General features: G+C 66.1%; 22 protein-coding genes. 7 read left to right on the plus strand and 15 right to left on the minus strand.

Translation table 11 applies throughout. From position 1 onward, the window contains the following. The first annotated feature begins 5 nt into the window (after positions 1-5). Entirely contained in the window at positions 6-473 is a 468-nt protein-coding gene (locus Q9K01_RS11225; RefSeq protein ID WP_305930336.1) for a cupin domain-containing protein, read from the plus strand. 15 nt (positions 474-488) lie between these two features. On the opposite strand, the gene Q9K01_RS11230 is transcribed toward Q9K01_RS11225, so the two are convergent. Next, the gene (locus tag Q9K01_RS11230; protein WP_305930337.1) at positions 489-1,358 is read right to left on the minus strand and encodes a S1/P1 nuclease; all 870 of its coding nucleotides are present in this window, start codon (positions 1,356-1,358) and stop codon (positions 489-491) included. Positions 1,359-1,369: 11 nt separating this feature from the next. Beyond that, a complete protein-coding gene (locus tag Q9K01_RS11235; RefSeq protein ID WP_305930338.1) occupies positions 1,370-2,041 on the minus strand; it encodes a glutathione S-transferase family protein in 672 nt (223 codons plus the stop codon). Positions 2,042-2,159: 118 nt separating this feature from the next. Between Q9K01_RS11235 and Q9K01_RS11240 the strand changes: the two genes are divergently transcribed. Next, positions 2,160-2,576, plus strand: coding sequence for a VOC family protein (locus Q9K01_RS11240; RefSeq protein WP_305930339.1), 417 nt, complete (start codon positions 2,160-2,162; stop codon positions 2,574-2,576). 3 nt (positions 2,577-2,579) lie between these two features. Here the strand turns inward: Q9K01_RS11240 and yihA are convergent, their stop codons facing one another. From yihA to Q9K01_RS11270, 6 genes are all read right to left on the minus strand, one after another. Next, positions 2,580-3,224 carry a ribosome biogenesis GTP-binding protein YihA/YsxC gene (gene yihA / locus Q9K01_RS11245; RefSeq protein ID WP_305930340.1) on the minus strand — a complete coding sequence of 215 codons (645 nt, stop codon included), beginning with the start codon at positions 3,222-3,224 and terminating at the stop codon, positions 2,580-2,582. Continuing rightward, positions 3,224-5,002 (minus strand): membrane protein insertase YidC, encoded by a 1,779-nt coding sequence (gene yidC / locus Q9K01_RS11250; RefSeq protein ID WP_305930341.1) that lies wholly within the window; start codon positions 5,000-5,002, stop codon positions 3,224-3,226. Before yidC ends, yihA begins: the two co-directional genes overlap by 1 nt. 81 nt (positions 5,003-5,083) lie before the next feature. Further along, positions 5,084-5,293 carry a membrane protein insertion efficiency factor YidD gene (yidD, locus tag Q9K01_RS11255; RefSeq protein WP_305930342.1) on the minus strand — a complete coding sequence of 70 codons (210 nt, stop codon included), beginning with the start codon at positions 5,291-5,293 and terminating at the stop codon, positions 5,084-5,086. Next, positions 5,290-5,691: a ribonuclease P protein component gene (rnpA, locus tag Q9K01_RS11260; RefSeq protein ID WP_305930343.1), complete on the minus strand. Its 402-nt coding sequence runs from the start codon at positions 5,689-5,691 to the stop codon at positions 5,290-5,292. Before rnpA ends, yidD begins: the two co-directional genes overlap by 4 nt. Before the next feature lie 144 nt (positions 5,692-5,835). Continuing rightward, entirely contained in the window at positions 5,836-5,970 is a 135-nt protein-coding gene (rpmH, locus tag Q9K01_RS11265; RefSeq protein ID WP_305930344.1) for a 50S ribosomal protein L34, read from the minus strand. A 143-nt stretch (positions 5,971-6,113) separates the two neighbouring features. After that, a complete protein-coding gene (locus Q9K01_RS11270) occupies positions 6,114-7,010 on the minus strand; it encodes an alpha/beta hydrolase (RefSeq protein WP_305930345.1) in 897 nt (298 codons plus the stop codon). A 200-nt stretch (positions 7,011-7,210) separates the two neighbouring features. Between Q9K01_RS11270 and Q9K01_RS11275 the strand changes: the two genes are divergently transcribed. Further along, on the plus strand, positions 7,211-8,719 hold the full coding sequence (locus tag Q9K01_RS11275) for a YifB family Mg chelatase-like AAA ATPase (protein WP_305930346.1): 1,509 nt from the start codon (positions 7,211-7,213) through the stop codon (positions 8,717-8,719). 8 nt (positions 8,720-8,727) lie between these two features. Beyond that, on the plus strand, positions 8,728-9,171 hold the full coding sequence (locus Q9K01_RS11280; RefSeq protein ID WP_305930347.1) for a hypothetical protein: 444 nt from the start codon (positions 8,728-8,730) through the stop codon (positions 9,169-9,171). A gap of 15 nt (positions 9,172-9,186) precedes the next feature. On the opposite strand, the gene Q9K01_RS11285 is transcribed toward Q9K01_RS11280, so the two are convergent. Together Q9K01_RS11285 and Q9K01_RS11290 are read right to left on the minus strand one after the other, a co-directional pair. Next, complete coding sequence (locus tag Q9K01_RS11285; protein ID WP_305930348.1) at positions 9,187-9,537, minus strand: hypothetical protein; 351 nt, start codon at positions 9,535-9,537, stop codon at positions 9,187-9,189. Positions 9,538-9,662: 125 nt separating this feature from the next. Beyond that, positions 9,663-10,208 (minus strand): winged helix-turn-helix transcriptional regulator, encoded by a 546-nt coding sequence (locus tag Q9K01_RS11290; protein ID WP_305930349.1) that lies wholly within the window; start codon positions 10,206-10,208, stop codon positions 9,663-9,665. Positions 10,209-10,398: 190 nt separating this feature from the next. On the opposite strand from Q9K01_RS11290, the gene Q9K01_RS11295 reads away from it, so the two are divergent. Continuing rightward, the gene (locus tag Q9K01_RS11295; protein ID WP_305930350.1) at positions 10,399-10,737 is read left to right on the plus strand and encodes a DUF8200 family protein; all 339 of its coding nucleotides are present in this window, start codon (positions 10,399-10,401) and stop codon (positions 10,735-10,737) included. 117 nt (positions 10,738-10,854) lie between these two features. Here the strand turns inward: Q9K01_RS11295 and Q9K01_RS11300 are convergent, their stop codons facing one another. The 3 genes from Q9K01_RS11300 to galE form a co-directional block, all read right to left on the minus strand. After that, positions 10,855-11,460: an HAD-IA family hydrolase gene (locus Q9K01_RS11300; protein WP_305930351.1), complete on the minus strand. Its 606-nt coding sequence runs from the start codon at positions 11,458-11,460 to the stop codon at positions 10,855-10,857. A gap of 94 nt (positions 11,461-11,554) precedes the next feature. Continuing rightward, positions 11,555-11,680, minus strand: coding sequence for a type B 50S ribosomal protein L36 (ykgO, locus tag Q9K01_RS11305; protein WP_007165381.1), 126 nt, complete (start codon positions 11,678-11,680; stop codon positions 11,555-11,557). Positions 11,681-11,752: 72 nt separating this feature from the next. Next, the gene (gene galE / locus Q9K01_RS11310) at positions 11,753-12,838 is read right to left on the minus strand and encodes a UDP-glucose 4-epimerase GalE (protein ID WP_305930352.1); all 1,086 of its coding nucleotides are present in this window, start codon (positions 12,836-12,838) and stop codon (positions 11,753-11,755) included. A gap of 139 nt (positions 12,839-12,977) precedes the next feature. Between galE and Q9K01_RS11315 the strand changes: the two genes are divergently transcribed. Both Q9K01_RS11315 and Q9K01_RS11320 read left to right on the plus strand, forming a co-directional pair. After that, positions 12,978-13,574, plus strand: coding sequence for a DUF4136 domain-containing protein (locus Q9K01_RS11315; protein WP_305930353.1), 597 nt, complete (start codon positions 12,978-12,980; stop codon positions 13,572-13,574). Further along, positions 13,571-14,710 carry a M14 family metallopeptidase gene (locus Q9K01_RS11320; protein ID WP_305930354.1) on the plus strand — a complete coding sequence of 380 codons (1,140 nt, stop codon included), beginning with the start codon at positions 13,571-13,573 and terminating at the stop codon, positions 14,708-14,710. Before Q9K01_RS11315 ends, Q9K01_RS11320 begins: the two co-directional genes overlap by 4 nt. A 28-nt stretch (positions 14,711-14,738) precedes the next feature. Here Q9K01_RS11320 and Q9K01_RS11325 read toward each other — a convergent pair whose 3' ends face one another. Together Q9K01_RS11325 and Q9K01_RS11330 are read right to left on the minus strand one after the other, a co-directional pair. After that, positions 14,739-14,912, minus strand: coding sequence for a hypothetical protein (locus tag Q9K01_RS11325; protein ID WP_305930355.1), 174 nt, complete (start codon positions 14,910-14,912; stop codon positions 14,739-14,741). A 100-nt stretch (positions 14,913-15,012) separates the two neighbouring features. Further along, positions 15,013-15,441: a cytidine deaminase gene (locus Q9K01_RS11330; RefSeq protein ID WP_305930356.1), complete on the minus strand. Its 429-nt coding sequence runs from the start codon at positions 15,439-15,441 to the stop codon at positions 15,013-15,015. Positions 15,442-15,445 lie beyond the last annotated feature (4 nt).

Consider the following 15,445-nt stretch of genomic DNA (forward strand, 5'->3'; position numbering starts at 1 on the left):
CGCGCATGCCCAAGCTCGATCTCGAGGCCATCCCCCGGACCAATGCTACCGGCTATCCGCCGCCCTTCGACGCCGAAGTCGAGGGGCGCTGGTACCGCCGCCTCGCGCCGGCGGCGGGTCTCACCCGGCTGGGCGCGAGCCATGTGGTGCTCAGACCAGGCGCCTATTCCTCGCAGCGCCACTGGCACGGCGCGCAGGACGAGCTGGTGGTGATGCTGGCGGGCGAGGCGGTGCTGATCGAGGAGGAAGGCGAGACCGCCGTGCGCGCAGGCGATGTGCTGGCGTGGGCGGCGGGCGTCCGCAACGGTCACCGGCTGCATAACCGCTCCGCGTCGGACTGCGTCTTCGTGGCGATCAGCGGCGGCGACCGGGATTCCGACTCGGGCGAATATCCCGACATCGACATGGTCTTCGATCCCGAAGGCTATGCCCGCAAGGACGGGACGCGCTACCCCGCCGAACGCGCTCCCTGAGCGCCTTCGAGGTAGCTAGTCCCCGGCGACGGGCAGCGGCCCCGGAGCGAAGGCCTCGTCCAGCAACCGCGCGATCCGCAGACCGGCCTGCACCACCCGCTGGCGCGCGACAGGGACCGCCGCGACGATGTCCTCCTGCGTCAGCGCCGTGGAATCAGGAAGCTCGTCCTCGCATGCGTTGGCGTCGAATGCGTTGGGATAGACGATGTCGCGCGCCGTCTGCCAGCTCTCGCGACCCCAATCGTCGGCATTGCCGCCGGCCAGCTGGCTGCGCTCGGCGGCGGAATAGCGCCGTGTCACCGGGGGCTCGCCGGTAATCGCGCGTTCGGCGAGCGGACCGTCCCAGATCCAGTGCAGGTTCAGTCCGGGGACGATGCCGTAATCGGCGTCGCGGTCGTTTCCGCCGCGGTCGTCGTGATCGCCCGAGTGCAGCGGCATGTGCACGTCGCCCACGAAGTGAACGAGGAAAGTCAACGCTTCGAGCCGGACGTTGGGCGGGAGGCTCTCGTCCGCGAGCAGCCGCTGGTTGCGCTCGATCTGTGCGGTGACGCAATTGCCGCCGGAGCAATTGGCCTTGGGATCGAAGGCCTCGCAGATCGGCGCGGTGCGATAGTGCCAGGCGGCGGTATAGCCCCAGCGCCAGTAGTCGCGGCGCACGCAATCGGGCCAGACCGCTGCGTCCTGCAAACTGTCGAGGTCGCATTCGGGCGTTCCCAGCCGATCCGAATAGGCCAGCAGCCGCGCGATGCCGCGCTGCGTCTCCGGGGCGATGTTCGCCTGGGCGACATCGGCGGTGACGGTGTGCGCGTAGAAGCCCCAGGCCGCAGCTATCTGCGGCGCCGCAAGCCCGAACAGCGCGAGGCCCAACGCGAACACGCGCATCATGGCTGCAGCCTTCATCCTATCGCCGGCGCCGAATCGTATTGCTCGATGACCCATTCTTCATTCTCCGAAGCCTCGATCCAGGCTTGCATCCAATCGTGTTCCCAGACCGCCTGCATATAGGCGCCGGCAAAGCCGGGAACGGCGACGCCGTAACTGATGAACCGGCTGACGACGGGGGCGTAGAACACGTCCGCCGCGCCGAAAGTGCCGAACAGGAACGGGCCTCCCGACCCGAATCGCGCACGCGCTTCGGCCCACAGGCCGAGGATGCGGACCACTTCATCCCGTGTGGTTGCCGAAGGCTGAATGCCATCGAAGCGCTTGCGGATATTCATCGGGAATTCGCTGCGCATCGTGTGATAGGAACTGTGCATCTCGGCGACCATCGCGCGCGCCATGCCGCGTGCGGTTTCGTCCTTGGGCCAGAACCGCTCGCGCCCGACCTTGTCGGCGAGATATTCGAGGATGGCGAGGCTGTCCCAGACCACCGTTTCGCCGTCCCACAGCAGGGGGACCTTGCCGCTCGATGCCTGCAGGCCGCTGTCGTCCCGCTTGAGCGATTCCCAGCCCTCGCCATAGAGCGGGACGATGATCTCCTCGAAGGCGAGTCCGGACTGCTTGGCCGCCAGCCAGGCGCGCAGCGACCAGCTCGAATAATTCTTGTTGCCGATGATCAGTTTCATGCCGGCTCCTTAGTGGCGCGCGGGCGGTAGAGATTCCCTCCGGCGCTGTCGAGGCCGAGCCGCGCGAGCGTCGATCCCGCGGTAGGCATGCACCTGCGACCCGGCTATGCACCGCGGTATGAGCCTGCGCCCCTTCCATCTCGCCTTCCCCGTCCACGATCTCGCCGCGGCGCGTGCCTTCTATGGCGAACTGCTCGGCTGCCGCGAGGGGCGCAGTTCGGACGAGTGGATCGATTTCGACTTCTACGGTCACCAGATCGTCGCCCATCTCGGCGGTGCAGCGGGCGATCGTGGGGCCAATGCGGTCGACGGCCACGATGTGCCGGTGCCGCATTTCGGCGTGGTGCTGACGATGCCGCAATGGCAGGCATTGGCCGAGCGGCTTCAGGCAGCGAAGGTGGCCTTCGCGATCGAGCCGACGATTCGTTTCAAAGGCCAGCCCGGCGAACAGGCGACGATGTTCTTCCGCGATCCGAGCGGCAATGCGCTGGAGATGAAGGCCTTTGCCGACGATTCGGCGCTGTTCGCGACCTGAAGCCTAGACCCCCGCGTCGCTGAGCACCGCGGCGCGCAGTTCGGGGATGCCCATGCCTTTTTCTGCGCTGGTGACGTGCACTTGGGGAAAGGCGGCGACGTGCTTCTTGGCCTCGGCCTCGACCCGGGCGACGGTCTTCTCAAGTTCGCTCGCCTTGATCTTGTCAGCCTTGGTCATCACCACGCGATAGCCCACCGCCGCCTCGTCGAGCATTTTCATCATCTCGCGATCGACATCCTTCAGCCCGTGGCGGCTGTCGACCAGCACCAGCGTGCGGACCAGCACCACCCGTCCGCGCAGGAAGGTGCGAACCAGCTTCTTCCACTTGTCGACCACCGCCACCGGCGCCTTGGCGAAGCCGTAGCCGGGCATATCGACCAGCCGCATCTGCGTCGGTTCGCCGACCTCGAAGAAATTGAGCTCCTGCGTCCGGCCCGGGGTGACCGAAGCGCGCGCGATCGCCTTTCGCGCGGTGAGCGCGTTGAGCAGCGAGCTCTTGCCCACGTTGGAACGCCCGCAAAAGGCGATCTCGGGAACGGTCGGATCGGGCAGGAACTTGAGCTGCGGAGCCGACAGCAGGAATTCCACCCGCTGAGAGAACATCTTCTCCGCTCGCCTGGTCAGCGCCTTGCGTTCGTCCTCTTCCATCAGCTCTTGGCCCCGGTTTTACCGGCCGCCTTTTCAGCGGCTTTCTCGGCACGCTCGGCTTCCGCCGCCGCGCGCAATTGCGGGTGCTTGGAATAGAGATACTTCTGCTGCGCCAGCGTGAGGATATTGCTCGTGTTCCAGTAGATCAGCAGGCCAGCGGCGAAGGGCGCCATCACGAACATCAGCACCCAGGGCATGATGTTGAAGATCTGGCGCTGCATCGGATCGCTGACGGGATTGAGCTGAAACGTCATCCACATCGTGAGGCCCAGCAGCACCGCCAGCACGCCGATCGACAGGAAGCCGGGCGGATCGAAGGGCAGCAGGCCGAACAGGTTGAGGATCGTCGCCGGATCGGGGGCGGAAAGATCCTCGATCCACAAGAAGGAGCGGTGGCGCATCTCGATCGCGAGATAGAGCACCTTGTAGAGCGCGAAGAAGATCGGAATCTGGATGATCAGCGGAAGGCAGCCCGCCAACGGATTGACGCCCTCGTCCTTGAACAGCTTCTGCATTTCCTGCTGCTGCTTGACCCGGTCCTCCTTGTGCTTTTCCTGCACCTCTTTCATTCGCGGCTGGATCGCCTTCATCCCCGCCATGGAGGAGAACTGCTTCTGCGCCACGGGGAACATCACCGCGCGGACCACCACGGTCAGCATGATGATCGCCACGCCGAAATTGCCGACCAGTTCGAAAAACTGACGCAGCAACCACAGGAACGGCTTTTCGAACCAGCGGAACCAGCCCCAGTCGATCGCGAGGCCGAACCGCTCAATACCGGCGTCCTCGTAAGCGTCGAGCACGGTGCTCTCCTTGGCGCCGACGAACAGCCTGTTGGTCGTGCTGATCGCGCTCCCCGCGGGCAGCGTGACCGGGTCCTGGATCACATCGGCGCGATAGAGACTGCCGCCAAGCGACCGGAAGCTGGCCTCGGCCTCCCCCGCCCCGGGAATGAGCGCGGAGAGCCAATAGATGTCGGTGAAGCCCAGCCATTCGGCCTCGCCCTCGGGCGTGGTCATGTCGCCCACCGGCAGGTCGTCATAGCCGTAGTCGTAATTGGCCGAACCGCCGAAGACGCCGATCGGGCCGGAGTGCGCGATGAAAAAATCCTCGCTCGCGGTTTCGCTGGTGCGCGCGATCAGCGCGAAGGGCTGGACCACTGCGGCCCCGCCGGAAGCATTGGCGACCCGCTGCTCGGCGGTGATCATGTATTCCGAATCGATCGAGAGCGCGATCGTATAGGTCAAGCCGTCGGCGCCGCGATGGGTAAGAACGACCGGGCTGCCGGGCGATAGCACCTCTCCATCCGCTTCCCAGACCGCATCGGCGGGGATCCGCTGGCCGTTGGCGAGAAAGCCGAATTCGGCAAAATAAGGCTGGGGCGAAGCTGCCGGTGCGAACAGGCGGACCGGCGGACTGTCGGGATCCGTGGTCTCGCGATAGTCCTTGAGGACGATGTCGTCGATTACCGCGCCGGTGAGATTGATCGAACCGGCCAGGAGCGGCGAATCGATCCGGACGCGATTGCCCGAGCCGAGCGCATTTTCGAGCGTGACTGGCGTCGCCCCCTGGACATCGGACGCCAGGCCCGCACCGCTCACACCTGGACCCGAGACCGCTCCAGCAACCGCTGCCAGTTCTGAAGGCGTGTCGGCGACCCCCTCGACGGCCGACTTGTTGGCGGGCTGCGGGTAGAGATAGCCCACGGCCGCGTCCCAACCCAGCAGGAGCAGGGCCGAGAGGACTACGGCGAACAGGAGATTGCGTTGATTGGTCAAAATCGGTCCCGTCAAAAACTTCGATTTGGGGTGCTGTATTATTTTATCAATACACCCGCGTCGCGGATGTGCTGCGGATGTTCAGGGCACCGGGTCGTGCCCGTGCCCTCCCCAAGGGTGGCAGCGCAATATACGCTTCGTCGCAAGCCATCCACCCCTGATCGCGCCGTGTTTTCCCAGCGCCTGGATGGCGTATTCGCTGCATGAAGGGGAGAAGCGGCAGGTGGGGGGCAGGATCCGGCTCGGGCCGAGCTGCCACAGCCGCGCAATCCAGATCAGCGGATGCTTCATCGCCTTGGGCCGCGCGCCGAACCCGGCGAACGACCGCGGCGGCGGTCGCCCTTGCCCGCGGCCGCGCGCGCCAGGGCGTGGTCCAGTTCGGCGGCCAGCGTCGCGAAATCGCGCTCCACCCCGCCCTCGCGGCCGATCAGCACATGATCGTGATCGGGCAGCCCCCGCTCGGGCAGCGCCGCCCACAGCAATTCACGGAAGCGGCGCTTCATGCGGTTGCGCACCACCGCGTTGCCGATCTTCTTGGTGACGGTAATGCCGTAGCGTCGGCCTTTTCCGCCATCGGAGCCGACATTGGGATGGACCAGCAGAACGAAGCCCGGCTGCGCCACACGAATCCCGCGATTCGCGGCGAGAAAATCGGCGCGCTTGGCGATGACTTGTGGGTGCCGGGACATGGGAAGGCTCACCCCCGCTGCGGGCCGGAAACGACACGGGCTCCCTCAGGGAGCCCGCATGGCCGGTCGGCCGACCGCAGCGACGCGGCCCTCAGGCCGGCCGAGCGGTAATGACGCACGCGCATGAGCGCGCGCGCAAACACATCAGGCGCAGAGCGTCTTGCGACCGCGACGACGGCGGGCGCGCAGGACCTTGCGGCCACCCGGAGTGGCCTTGCGTGCGAAGAAACCGTGGCGACGCTGGCGCACCAGGTTGGAAGGCTGGAAAGTCCGCTTCATCGGATCGTCCTTATCTAAATACGTTCAAGGGTGCGCGGCCAGAGGCACGAGGCACCAACAAAAAGGGCCGCCCGTCGAGGCGACCGCTCTTGGGAGGCGCGCATAGTGCAGCCACGCCCCTGCGTCAAGCGACGCGACACAGCTTACTGCATGCGAACCGAGAGGTAGGCGATCCGCGGCGCGCGCATTTTGGCATAGCGATCGACCCATTGCCCCATCTCGCCCGCTTCCATCCAGCGCGCGCGGTGATGCGGGACCGAATTGGTCATCGCGTAGAACGCTCGCGCCTGCTGTGGCGACATCCCCATCTCGGCATAATAGTCGAGATAGACGCGGTTTTCGGGGGCATCGAGCGAGAAGTCGTCGGCTTCGCGGCCGTATTCGTCGCGCCAGCTATGGACCGCGAATTCGGCGCCCGGATCCATGCTGCGCTCGATTCCGGCGAGGAACAGCTCGACCGCGCCCGATCGCACCGAACCATGAGAAGGAACATGGGTGCTGAGGCCAGCCTTGCGGATCATTCGTCCGAGCTGGAGATTGGCGCGATCGTCGAGCGTGCCGGGGCATTCGATCATCTCGAGTCGCGAAAGGCCCGGATTGTCCGCCAGCACCCGCGCAAACCAGCTCGGGCTCATCGCATCGGTCTCGCCGACCAGTTCGACCCGATCGCCGACCACGCGGAACGGACCGTATTGCATTGCGCCGTAGCGGGCCGCGCGGCGGTGCGACTGAACGAAGCTTTGTGTCCGGGGCTGCTGGACCGGGGCTCGCCATTGGGGAAGATCGCGCGGGGTGGCGGAATAGGTGATCGGCTGACCCTGGCTCGGGCGCGGCAAGGCGAAGCGCTGGGCCTGTTCGCGCGCCGGGCGGATCGGGGCTGCACGCATCGGCTGCGACCGGACCGGCTCGACCGGGGCCTGGCCCTGCCACGTCACCACCGGCTGCGTCGGCAGATAGATGAGCGCCAGCGACTGGGCGGCGGCGGGGGTGGCGCCGGCAAGACCGAGCGCAGCGAGCGAGAAAGTGGCGATCCGAAGCATGCCGGATGTGTGGCGCCCGCCACCTTGCGAACATCCCAAGGGCTTTGGCTAACCCGGCCTTAACCATAATGTCCGCACCAATGCGCTCGATGGCTGCCCCGCCAGCGCAGGCCACTCGACACAGGGCGAATCCCGCTTCACAAGGGAACCTTCGGCACAGCGCCACGACACGACGGCAAGCACCACGAGGGGGGACAGGCTTGGTCGCACTGGTTCGCACGGTCGCCTATCTGGGGCTCGAGGCACGCGCGATCGAAGTGCAATGCCAGGTCGCGCCCGGCCTGCCGCGCTTCAGCGTGGTGGGCCTCCCGGACAAGGCGGTGGGCGAAAGCCGCGAGAGGGTGCAGGCGGCGCTCTCCGCGATGGGGCTGGCGCTGCCGCCCAAGCGGATCACCATCAATCTTTCTCCCGCCGACCTGCCCAAGGAAGGGTCGCATTACGACCTGCCGATCGCGCTGGCGCTGCTCGCCGCGATGGGGGTGACCGATGCCGAACAGCTGATCGAGTGGGTGGCGGTGGGCGAGCTGGCGCTGGATGCGCGAATCGTCTCCTCGCCAGGCGTGCTGCTCGCGGCGATTCATGCCAGCGAGGCCGAGCTGGGGCTGATCTGCCCGCGCGCGCAGGGAGCCGAAGCGCGCTGGGCCAGCGGCGTGCCGGTGATCGCCGCGCCCGATCTCGCCAGCCTGCTCAATCACCTGAAAGGAACGCAGCGGTTGCCCGAACCAGAGCCGGGGGAGGTCGAGAAAGCTCCGCCCGGTCCCGATCTGAAGCGGGTCAAGGGGCAGGAGACCGCCAAGCGCGCGCTCGAGATCGCCGCCGCCGGAAGTCACAATCTGCTGATGGTCGGCCCGCCTGGAGCGGGAAAGTCGCTGCTTGCGTCCTGCCTGCCGGGGATATTGCCACAACTCAGTCCCGCCGAAGCGCTCGAGGTCAGCATGGTGCAATCGGTTGCGGGCACACTTCAGGAAGGCCGGATCAGTCGCCAGCGGCCGTTCCGCGCGCCGCATCACTCGGCCTCGATGGCCGCGCTCACTGGGGGCGGATTGCGGGTCAAGCCGGGCGAGGTCAGCCTCGCGCATCTGGGCGTACTGTTTCTCGACGAATTGCCCGAATTCCAGCGCCCGGTGCTCGATTCGCTGCGCCAGCCGCTCGAGACGGGCCATGTCGATGTCGCGCGCGCCAATGCGCATGTCACCTTTCCCGCGCGAGTTCAGCTCGTCGCGGCGATGAACCCGTGCCGCTGCGGCCATTTGGGCGATCCGTCGCTGGCGTGCAGCCGGGCACCCAAATGCGCGGCGGATTATCAGGCGCGGGTGTCGGGGCCGATGCTCGACCGGATCGATCTGCATGTCGAGGTGGATCCGGTCAGCGCCGCCGATCTCGCGCTGCCCCCGTCCGCCGAGGGCAGCGCCGAAGTGGCCGCTCGCGTCGCCGCCGCCCGCTTGCGGCAGACCGCCCGGTCCGAGGCGAGCGGCGCGCGCAGCAATGCCGAGCTCGACGGCGATGCGCTGGAGCAATTCGCCACCCCCGATGAGGCGGGTCAGAAGCTGTTGATGCAGGCGGCCGACGCGATGCGGCTGTCGGCGCGCTCCTATGTGCGGATGCTGCGCGTGGCGCGGACGATCGCCGACCTCGCGGGTTCGGAGACGGTCGGGCGAATCCACGTCGCCGAGGCGCTCAGCTATCGACGGCAACCGCCGCGGGCGTGACAAGAGGGGTGCTGAAGATCGCAACGACAAGCCAAGCGTCGAAGCAACTGGTCGTCTCCGGCGCGATCCTGTTTCTGCTGGGATTGCTCCAGGGGGCCGCCGTTCCGTATTTCCTCAACCCGCGCATGGCGCTGTCGGCGCATCTGACCGCGGTGCAGAGCGGCACCGCCATCATGGTTGCCGGTGCCGTCTGGGGCTGGACCCATCTGCCCGCAGGATGGGACATGATCGGGCGTCGGGCAGTGATTGCCGGCATGTACGGCTTGTGGCTCGCCCTCACATTATCGGCTGCGACCGGTGCCAGCGAGAGCCTGCCGATAGCCGGAGAAGGCTACGGCGCGGGCGAGTTCCTGGAAGCGCTCGTGAGCGCTGCAGTCGCGGGATCGAGTGTCATCATGGTCGCGGGTTGGAGCGTCCTGACGGTCGGCCTGTTGCGCAAAAAAGTGCCCTGAACAAGCGCCTGTTGCTCAGTCTGCCTCGCTCATATCGAGGTTGAGCTTGACCGGTTCGTGCTCCTGATCGCCCTCGAACTTCTTGAGGAAGTCCTCGATCGGCACCGCCTGTTCGCGGTTCACCAGCGGGACCGGCTTGGTCAGTTCGAGCGCGCGCTGTTCGTCGGGCGTCATGCGGACGTGGATGAAGGGCACCCAGACCTCGCCATATTCGGCCTTCTGATACCAGACGTCGAGAATGTCGTAGGACATCCACTGGCCATCGGGCTCCTCGAGGCGGATGCCCTCGCCGATGCGCGGCACCGCGACGGTCTTCAGGCGAAAGACCGTCTGGTGAGTCTCGTTCTGGACTTCGATCTCGATCACGTGGCGGCGCCGATTCTCAATGAGCGGAATTGCGTACACGCTGCACTGCCAGCAACGTGTTGAGAACAATTTAACGATGACGTCATGATGCTCGCGGCAGCGCCCCGGCCCGTGGAGCCGGTCGTTCAGGCCGCTTCGCGCGGGCCGGTGCCACTCACGGATTTTAGTGCAGGAGCGCTCGCGCGCTCCTCGGCCTTGCTGCCATCGGCGCGAATGCCGCGCTGCGCACGATCGATCAGCGCAAGGTCCGCCGGTCCGAGGATCCGCCCATCGTGCGACAGGATCGAGACCGGTCCGATCGGCAGACGATCGCGTTCGTCGACCAGAACCGGGTTCTCGAACACCTCGCCGCCGTACTTCTGCCCCCATTGGCGCAACGCGATCATCGCCGGGAGCAGATCGAGGCCCTTGTCGGTGAGGCGGTATTCGATCTTGCGGCGATCCTCGGCCATCGGCTTGCGCGCCAGGATGCCATGCTCGACCAGCTTGGCCAGCCGGTTGGAAAGAATGTTGCGCGCGATTCCGAGTTCGGTCAGGAACTCCTCGAAATGATGGAGGCCGTTGAAACCGGCGCGCAGGATCATGAAGCTCCAGCGTTCGCCCATCACTTCCAGCGCCTGCGGAAGCCCGCATTCGGTCAGTTCGCGCAGCGGCTCTCTGATTTCGCCCATGAAAATCCTTTCCCCGCCTTCTTCCTAGCCGGAAAACGCGCGGGTGCAAATCGATGCAGCTATCGAAGATTTAAGTTGCATCGCGAAACTTAGTTGGCTAGGCGGTGAATCGCAACCAGTTTCAAACTGCAACCCAATTGCAATAATGGAAACCCCGGTTGATATAAACGCAAGCTCGAAGGACTCTCCCATGACGCTCTCTCTCCCCCGCCTCACCAATCTCTCCGCTATCGCGCTGGGCCTCGGCTACACCGCCCTCACTTTCGGCGCGGCCCTGGCCCCGGCTCCCGCCACCGCCGCAGCCGGCCCCTATTATGTCGCCGAACTGGCTGCTCCGGCCAGCGAGAGCCGCACCGTTGCCGGCGGCGTCGCCTGGTCCTGCCAGGGCGCCACCTGCGTCGCCAACAAGGGCACCAGCCGCCCGATGCGCATGTGCCGCGAACTGCAGCGCGAAGTCGGCGAAGTGACCGCCTTCGTCACCAATGGCGAAGCGCTCGAAGCCGACAAGCTGGCGCGCTGCAACGGCTGATCCAGCCTCACCCTCCCCACCCCCTCTCCATCGGGTGGCACTGCCCCGGTCGCACCTGTCCCCACAGGCGGCCGGGGCTTTCTTTTGTCGAGCCTTCCTGCCCAGCAGGAAGAGCGATCAGGAAAGCAGGCCGCGTCGTTCGAGATCGATGCGCAGCGTGGGCGCATCGGTGAAGTGATGCACCTGCCAGCCGTAGCTCCGCGCGGCATCGATATTCGCGCGATTGTCGTCGATGAACAGCATCGCCTCGGGCGCATGCCCGAAGCGCTCGGCGGCGAGCGCGAAGATGGCCGCATCGGGTTTCACCAGCCGTTCCTTGCCCGAGACCACGATGTCGCGGAACAGATCGAACACCGACTGGGTCGGACGGAAGGCGTCCCAGAACTCGGCGCCGAAATTGGTGATCGCATAGAGCGGCATTTCGCGTCGATGGAGTTCGCGAACGATCTCGATGCTGCCCGGCACCGGGCCGGGAATGGTCTCGTTGAAACGCGCGGCATAGGCGTCGATCAGCGGTGCGTGATCCGGAAACAGCGCCTTTCTCTCGGGCAGCATATCGGTCAGCGGCCGCCCGGCATCGGTCTCGAAATGCCACTGCTCGGTCACGACTTCGGCGAGCAGGTGATCAAGGTCGGCCGGGTCCTCGACCAGCTTTTCGAACAGCGCGCGGAGCTGCCACTGGAACAGCACTCGCCCGACATCGAACACCACTGCTTCTGTCATATCCCATTACCCCAAACAGAAGCGGCCCGCGCTCCCATCTTGGGAGCCGGGCCGTTCACCTCACCAACTTCCGCGACCAACGGCCGCAGCGCAATCAGCCCTGGCGGGCCTTGAAGCGACGGTTGGTCTTGTTGATGACATAGGTCCGTCCGCGGCGACGGATCACGCGGCAGTCGCGGTGACGGTTCTTGAGCGACTTGAGGCTGTTGCGGATTTTCATGACGGGTTCCGTATGACAAATAAATACGCGCCGGAGAATGAGACTCCGACGCGCGGATTTCAAGCGCGCCGCCTAGCGACGGGGGTGAGTCGGGTCAAGCACTACCTGCCCGCCTGCGACGGGCGCATTGCCTTCGCTCGGGCCTCCTTGCGCCAGCCGGCGCTCCCAGTCCAGCGCATGCGCCACGATCGTATCGAGATCGGCATATTGCGGCACCCACGGCAGCGTCGCGCGAAGCCGCGAAGGGTCGGCGATCAGCGCCGCCGGATCGCCCGGACGGCGCGGCTGCATCACCCGCTCGATCCGCCCCCCGCCGGTCCGCTTCGCGTTCACGCGCTCCACCGCGTCCAGCACATCGAGGACCGAGAATCCACGCCCATAGCCGCAGTTCATCGTCAGCGAGCGCCCCGGACGATCAATCAGCGCCTCCAGCGCCAGCACATGCGCCGCCGCGAGATCGCTGACATGGATATAGTCGCGCACTCCGGTCCCGTCGGCCGTGTCGTAGTCGCTGCCATAGATCGCAACCTGTTCGCGCCGGCCCAGCGCCGCCTCGCAGGCCACCTTGATCAGATGCGTCGCGCCCGCGGTCGATTGCCCGACCCGTCCTTGCGGATCGGCGCCCGCGACGTTGAAATAACGCAGGGCGCAGACATCGAGCCCATGCGCCGCGCTGGCGTCGGCGAGCATCCGCTCGGTCATCAGCTTGGACCAGCCATAGGGATTGATCGGCTGGCACGGCGTGTCCTCGGTCACCGTGGACTGCTCGGGCATGCCATAGACCGCCGCAGTCGAGCTGAAGACGAAGCGCGGCACCCCGGCGCGCACAGCCGCAGCGATCAGCGCCAGGCTCTTGCCGGTATTGTTGTCGTAATAGGCCAGCGGATCGGCCACCGATTCGGGCACCACCACCGAACCGGCGAAATGCATGATGGCGCCGATGTCCTGCCGAGCGAAGATCTGCTCGAGCAAGCCGCTATCGCCGATATCGCCCTCATAGAACTTCGCCCGGTCGGGTACAGAGTAGCGAAAGCCCGTCGAGAGATCGTCGAGCACCGTCACCGGCCAGCCGGCATCGAGCAGCGCCAGCACCGCATGGCTGCCGATATAGCCAGCGCCACCGGTGACCAGCACCGATCCCTTTTCGGCTGCGTTCATGCCCGCTCCGCCATCGGCAATGGCCTTTCCTTCGTAGCGCTGTCGTAGTGTGAGAGTGCGCTCCGGCACCGCTTTGCCATCCAAACGTTAGCCAAAGACCAATATCCCTGTTCTGAATAGTACCGCACTGGAGCTGCCCATGATCCGTCGCACCCTGTCCGCCGCCGCCCTGGCGCTCTCGCTCGCCGCCTGTGCCACTGCGCCGGGCCCGGTCGAGGTCACCCGCTTCGTCGCTCCCACCGCCGGACCGCAACTCGCGCAGGGGTCGATCTTTGTCCAGAGCGCGGTCGGCGCGGACAGTCTCGAACTGGCCCCCTACAAGGCCGCGGTCGCCGCAGAGCTGGTCCGCCAGGGCTATCGCGAGGCCGGTCGCGCGGGTGCCTCGCAGATCGCCGAGGTCTATGTCGAGCGCTACCAATTGGGCCGCGACGGCGGGCGCAGTCCGGTCAGCGTCGGGGTCGGCGGCTCGACCGGCAGCTATGGTTCGGGTGTGGGTCTGGGCGTCGGCATCAATCTGGGCGGCGGTTCGCGTACCGAAGTCGGCACCGAGATGCGCGTGGTGATCCGCGACGCCGCCACTTCGCAGGTGCTGTGGGAAGGCCGCGCCGATTTCACCGCGCCGCAAAACTCTCCCCTTGCGGATCGGGTCGCCAGCGCACAGACGGTCGCCGCCGCGCTGTTCAGCGAATTCCCCGGCAACAATGGCGAAACCGTGTTAGTAGAGGTACCCGAGTGAGCGATATTAGGATCGATTCCGCTTTCGACAGCGGCAATATCGAAGTCCTGTCGGTGGAGGGCGCGAAGGCGCGGCTGGCGATCCCGGCGGACCACCAGAGCGAATTTCGGCAGTGGTTCCACTTCCGCGTCTCGGGCGCCGCGGGCCGCGAACTCGAACTCGTCATCACCGGGCTAAACACCAGCGCCTATCCCGGCGGCTGGCCCGATTACGACGCCTGCGTCTCGGAAGACCGCGAGTTCTGGGGCCGCGCACAGTCGAGCTTCGACAAGGATGCCGACGGCGGTTCGCTCACCATCCGCTACACCCCGGCGAGCGAGATCGCCTGGTTCGCCTATTTCGCGCCCTATTCGATGGAGCGGCACCACGATCTGGTCTCCGAGGCCGCGGCTTCGGAAGGGGTCGATTATCGCCATCTGGGCACTACGCTCGACGGCCAGCCGATCGACTGCCTCGAACTGGGCCGTGGCGAAAAGCAGGTCTGGCTCTACGCCCGCCAGCATCCCGGCGAAACGCAGGCCGAATGGTGGATGGAGGGCGCCCTCGAGGTGCTCACCGATCCGAGCGACCCGGTCGCGATGGTGCTGCGGCAGAAATGCCGCTTCCACATCGTCCCCAATTGCAATCCCGACGGCTCGCGCCGCGGCCATCTGCGCACGAATGCGGCGGGGACCAATCTCAACCGCGAATGGGCCGAGCCCAGCGCAGAGGCCTCGCCCGAAGTGCTCGCCATCCGCAACGCGATGGATGCGACCGGGGTCCATTTCGCGATGGACGTCCATGGCGACGAGGCGATCCCCGCGGTGTTTCTCGCCGGCTTCGAGGGCATTCCCTCGTGGAGCGACGAGCAGGGCGAGCGCTATTACCGTTATGAGCGCATTCTCGATCGCCGCACGCCCGATTTCCAGACCAAGCTCGGCTACCCCAAAACCGGATCCGGCAAGGCCAATTTGACCATCTCGACCAATCAGGTCGCAGAGCGGTTCGGCTGCACCGCGATGACGCTCGAAATGCCCTACAAGGATCTGGTCGATCTGCCCGAGCCGGCGCAGGGCTGGTCGCCCGAGCGCTGCAAGCTGCTCGCACGCGATTGCCTCGCGGCACTGGTCGAATGGCTGGACGGCGAGGAAGGCTAAGCAGCGCGGCTGAACGCGGTCGGCGGGATCAGCCCTTGAGGATGATCTCGGCGACCTCTTCCATCGTGCCGGTCACCAGCAACGGATTGCCGCCGATGATGCCGACTGCGGTCTGGCCGTTTTCGGCGGTGCGCAGCCAAGCGATGTTGGCAGCGACGACGAGATAATTGCCGCCGCGCGACTGCAGGGGGATGAATTTCATTGGCCGGGATCTCCTGTGACCCGGTTGTGCCTACCTGCGCGGCTTTTGAAACGGGGTTAACGGCGCAAAGAGAATCCTTCAGCCCCGTAGATCGGGCCGCTCAGGTCAGGCTGGCAGGCCCAAACGCGTCTGGCAGCAGCGCCGAGAGCGTGGTGCGGCGGACTTCGTGTGGCCCGACGCAAAGCACCTGCGGATCCGTCCTGCCCAATTGCGCCAGCTCGTTGAGCACCTGGCGGCAGCGGCCGCAGGGCGTGATCGGCTCGCGTCCCGGCCCGGTGACCGCCACCGCCTCGAGCCCGCCGCGCCGGCCATCGGCCATGGCGCGGGCGACCGCCACCGTTTCGGCGCACAGCGCCAGTCCGTAGCTGGCGTTCTCGACGTTGGTCCCGGTCACCACACCGCCATCGGCAAAGCGCAGCGCCGCCCCGACGGCATAATGCGAATAGGGCGCATAAGAATGCGCCGCCGCGGCGCGCGCGGCGGAGATCAGCTCTTCGTCGGCGGTGGTAGTAGTGCTGTCCTGGGTCATCGCC

Source organism: Qipengyuania benthica (assembly GCF_030717865.1).
Lineage (GTDB): Bacteria > Pseudomonadota > Alphaproteobacteria > Sphingomonadales > Sphingomonadaceae > Qipengyuania > Qipengyuania benthica.

Bases quoted from the DNA above. Each gene is read 5' to 3' on its own strand.
- Q9K01_RS11225 (WP_305930336.1), top strand. From the start codon at position 6: ATGCCCAAGCTCGATCTCGAGGCCATCCCCCGGACCAATGCTACCGGC.
- Q9K01_RS11230 (WP_305930337.1), bottom strand. From the start codon at position 1,358: ATGATGCGCGTGTTCGCGTTGGGCCTCGCGCTGTTCGGGCTTGCGGCG.
- Q9K01_RS11235 (WP_305930338.1), bottom strand. From the start codon at position 2,041: ATGAAACTGATCATCGGCAACAAGAATTATTCGAGCTGGTCGCTGCGC.
- Q9K01_RS11240 (WP_305930339.1), top strand. From the start codon at position 2,160: ATGAGCCTGCGCCCCTTCCATCTCGCCTTCCCCGTCCACGATCTCGCC.
- yihA (WP_305930340.1), bottom strand. From the start codon at position 3,224: ATGGAAGAGGACGAACGCAAGGCGCTGACCAGGCGAGCGGAGAAGATG.
- yidD (WP_305930342.1), bottom strand. From the start codon at position 5,293: ATGAAGCATCCGCTGATCTGGATTGCGCGGCTGTGGCAGCTCGGCCCG.
- rnpA (WP_305930343.1), bottom strand. From the start codon at position 5,691: ATGTCCCGGCACCCACAAGTCATCGCCAAGCGCGCCGATTTTCTCGCC.
- rpmH (WP_305930344.1), bottom strand. From the start codon at position 5,970: ATGAAGCGGACTTTCCAGCCTTCCAACCTGGTGCGCCAGCGTCGCCAC.
- Q9K01_RS11270 (WP_305930345.1), bottom strand. From the start codon at position 7,010: ATGCTTCGGATCGCCACTTTCTCGCTCGCTGCGCTCGGTCTTGCCGGC.
- Q9K01_RS11290 (WP_305930349.1), bottom strand. From the start codon at position 10,208: ATGGGCGAAATCAGAGAGCCGCTGCGCGAACTGACCGAATGCGGGCTT.
- Q9K01_RS11295 (WP_305930350.1), top strand. From the start codon at position 10,399: ATGACGCTCTCTCTCCCCCGCCTCACCAATCTCTCCGCTATCGCGCTG.
- Q9K01_RS11300 (WP_305930351.1), bottom strand. From the start codon at position 11,460: ATGACAGAAGCAGTGGTGTTCGATGTCGGGCGAGTGCTGTTCCAGTGG.
- ykgO (WP_007165381.1), bottom strand. From the start codon at position 11,680: ATGAAAATCCGCAACAGCCTCAAGTCGCTCAAGAACCGTCACCGCGAC.
- galE (WP_305930352.1), bottom strand. From the start codon at position 12,838: ATGAACGCAGCCGAAAAGGGATCGGTGCTGGTCACCGGTGGCGCTGGC.
- Q9K01_RS11315 (WP_305930353.1), top strand. From the start codon at position 12,978: ATGATCCGTCGCACCCTGTCCGCCGCCGCCCTGGCGCTCTCGCTCGCC.
- Q9K01_RS11325 (WP_305930355.1), bottom strand. From the start codon at position 14,912: ATGAAATTCATCCCCCTGCAGTCGCGCGGCGGCAATTATCTCGTCGTC.
- Q9K01_RS11330 (WP_305930356.1), bottom strand. From the start codon at position 15,441: ATGACCCAGGACAGCACTACTACCACCGCCGACGAAGAGCTGATCTCC.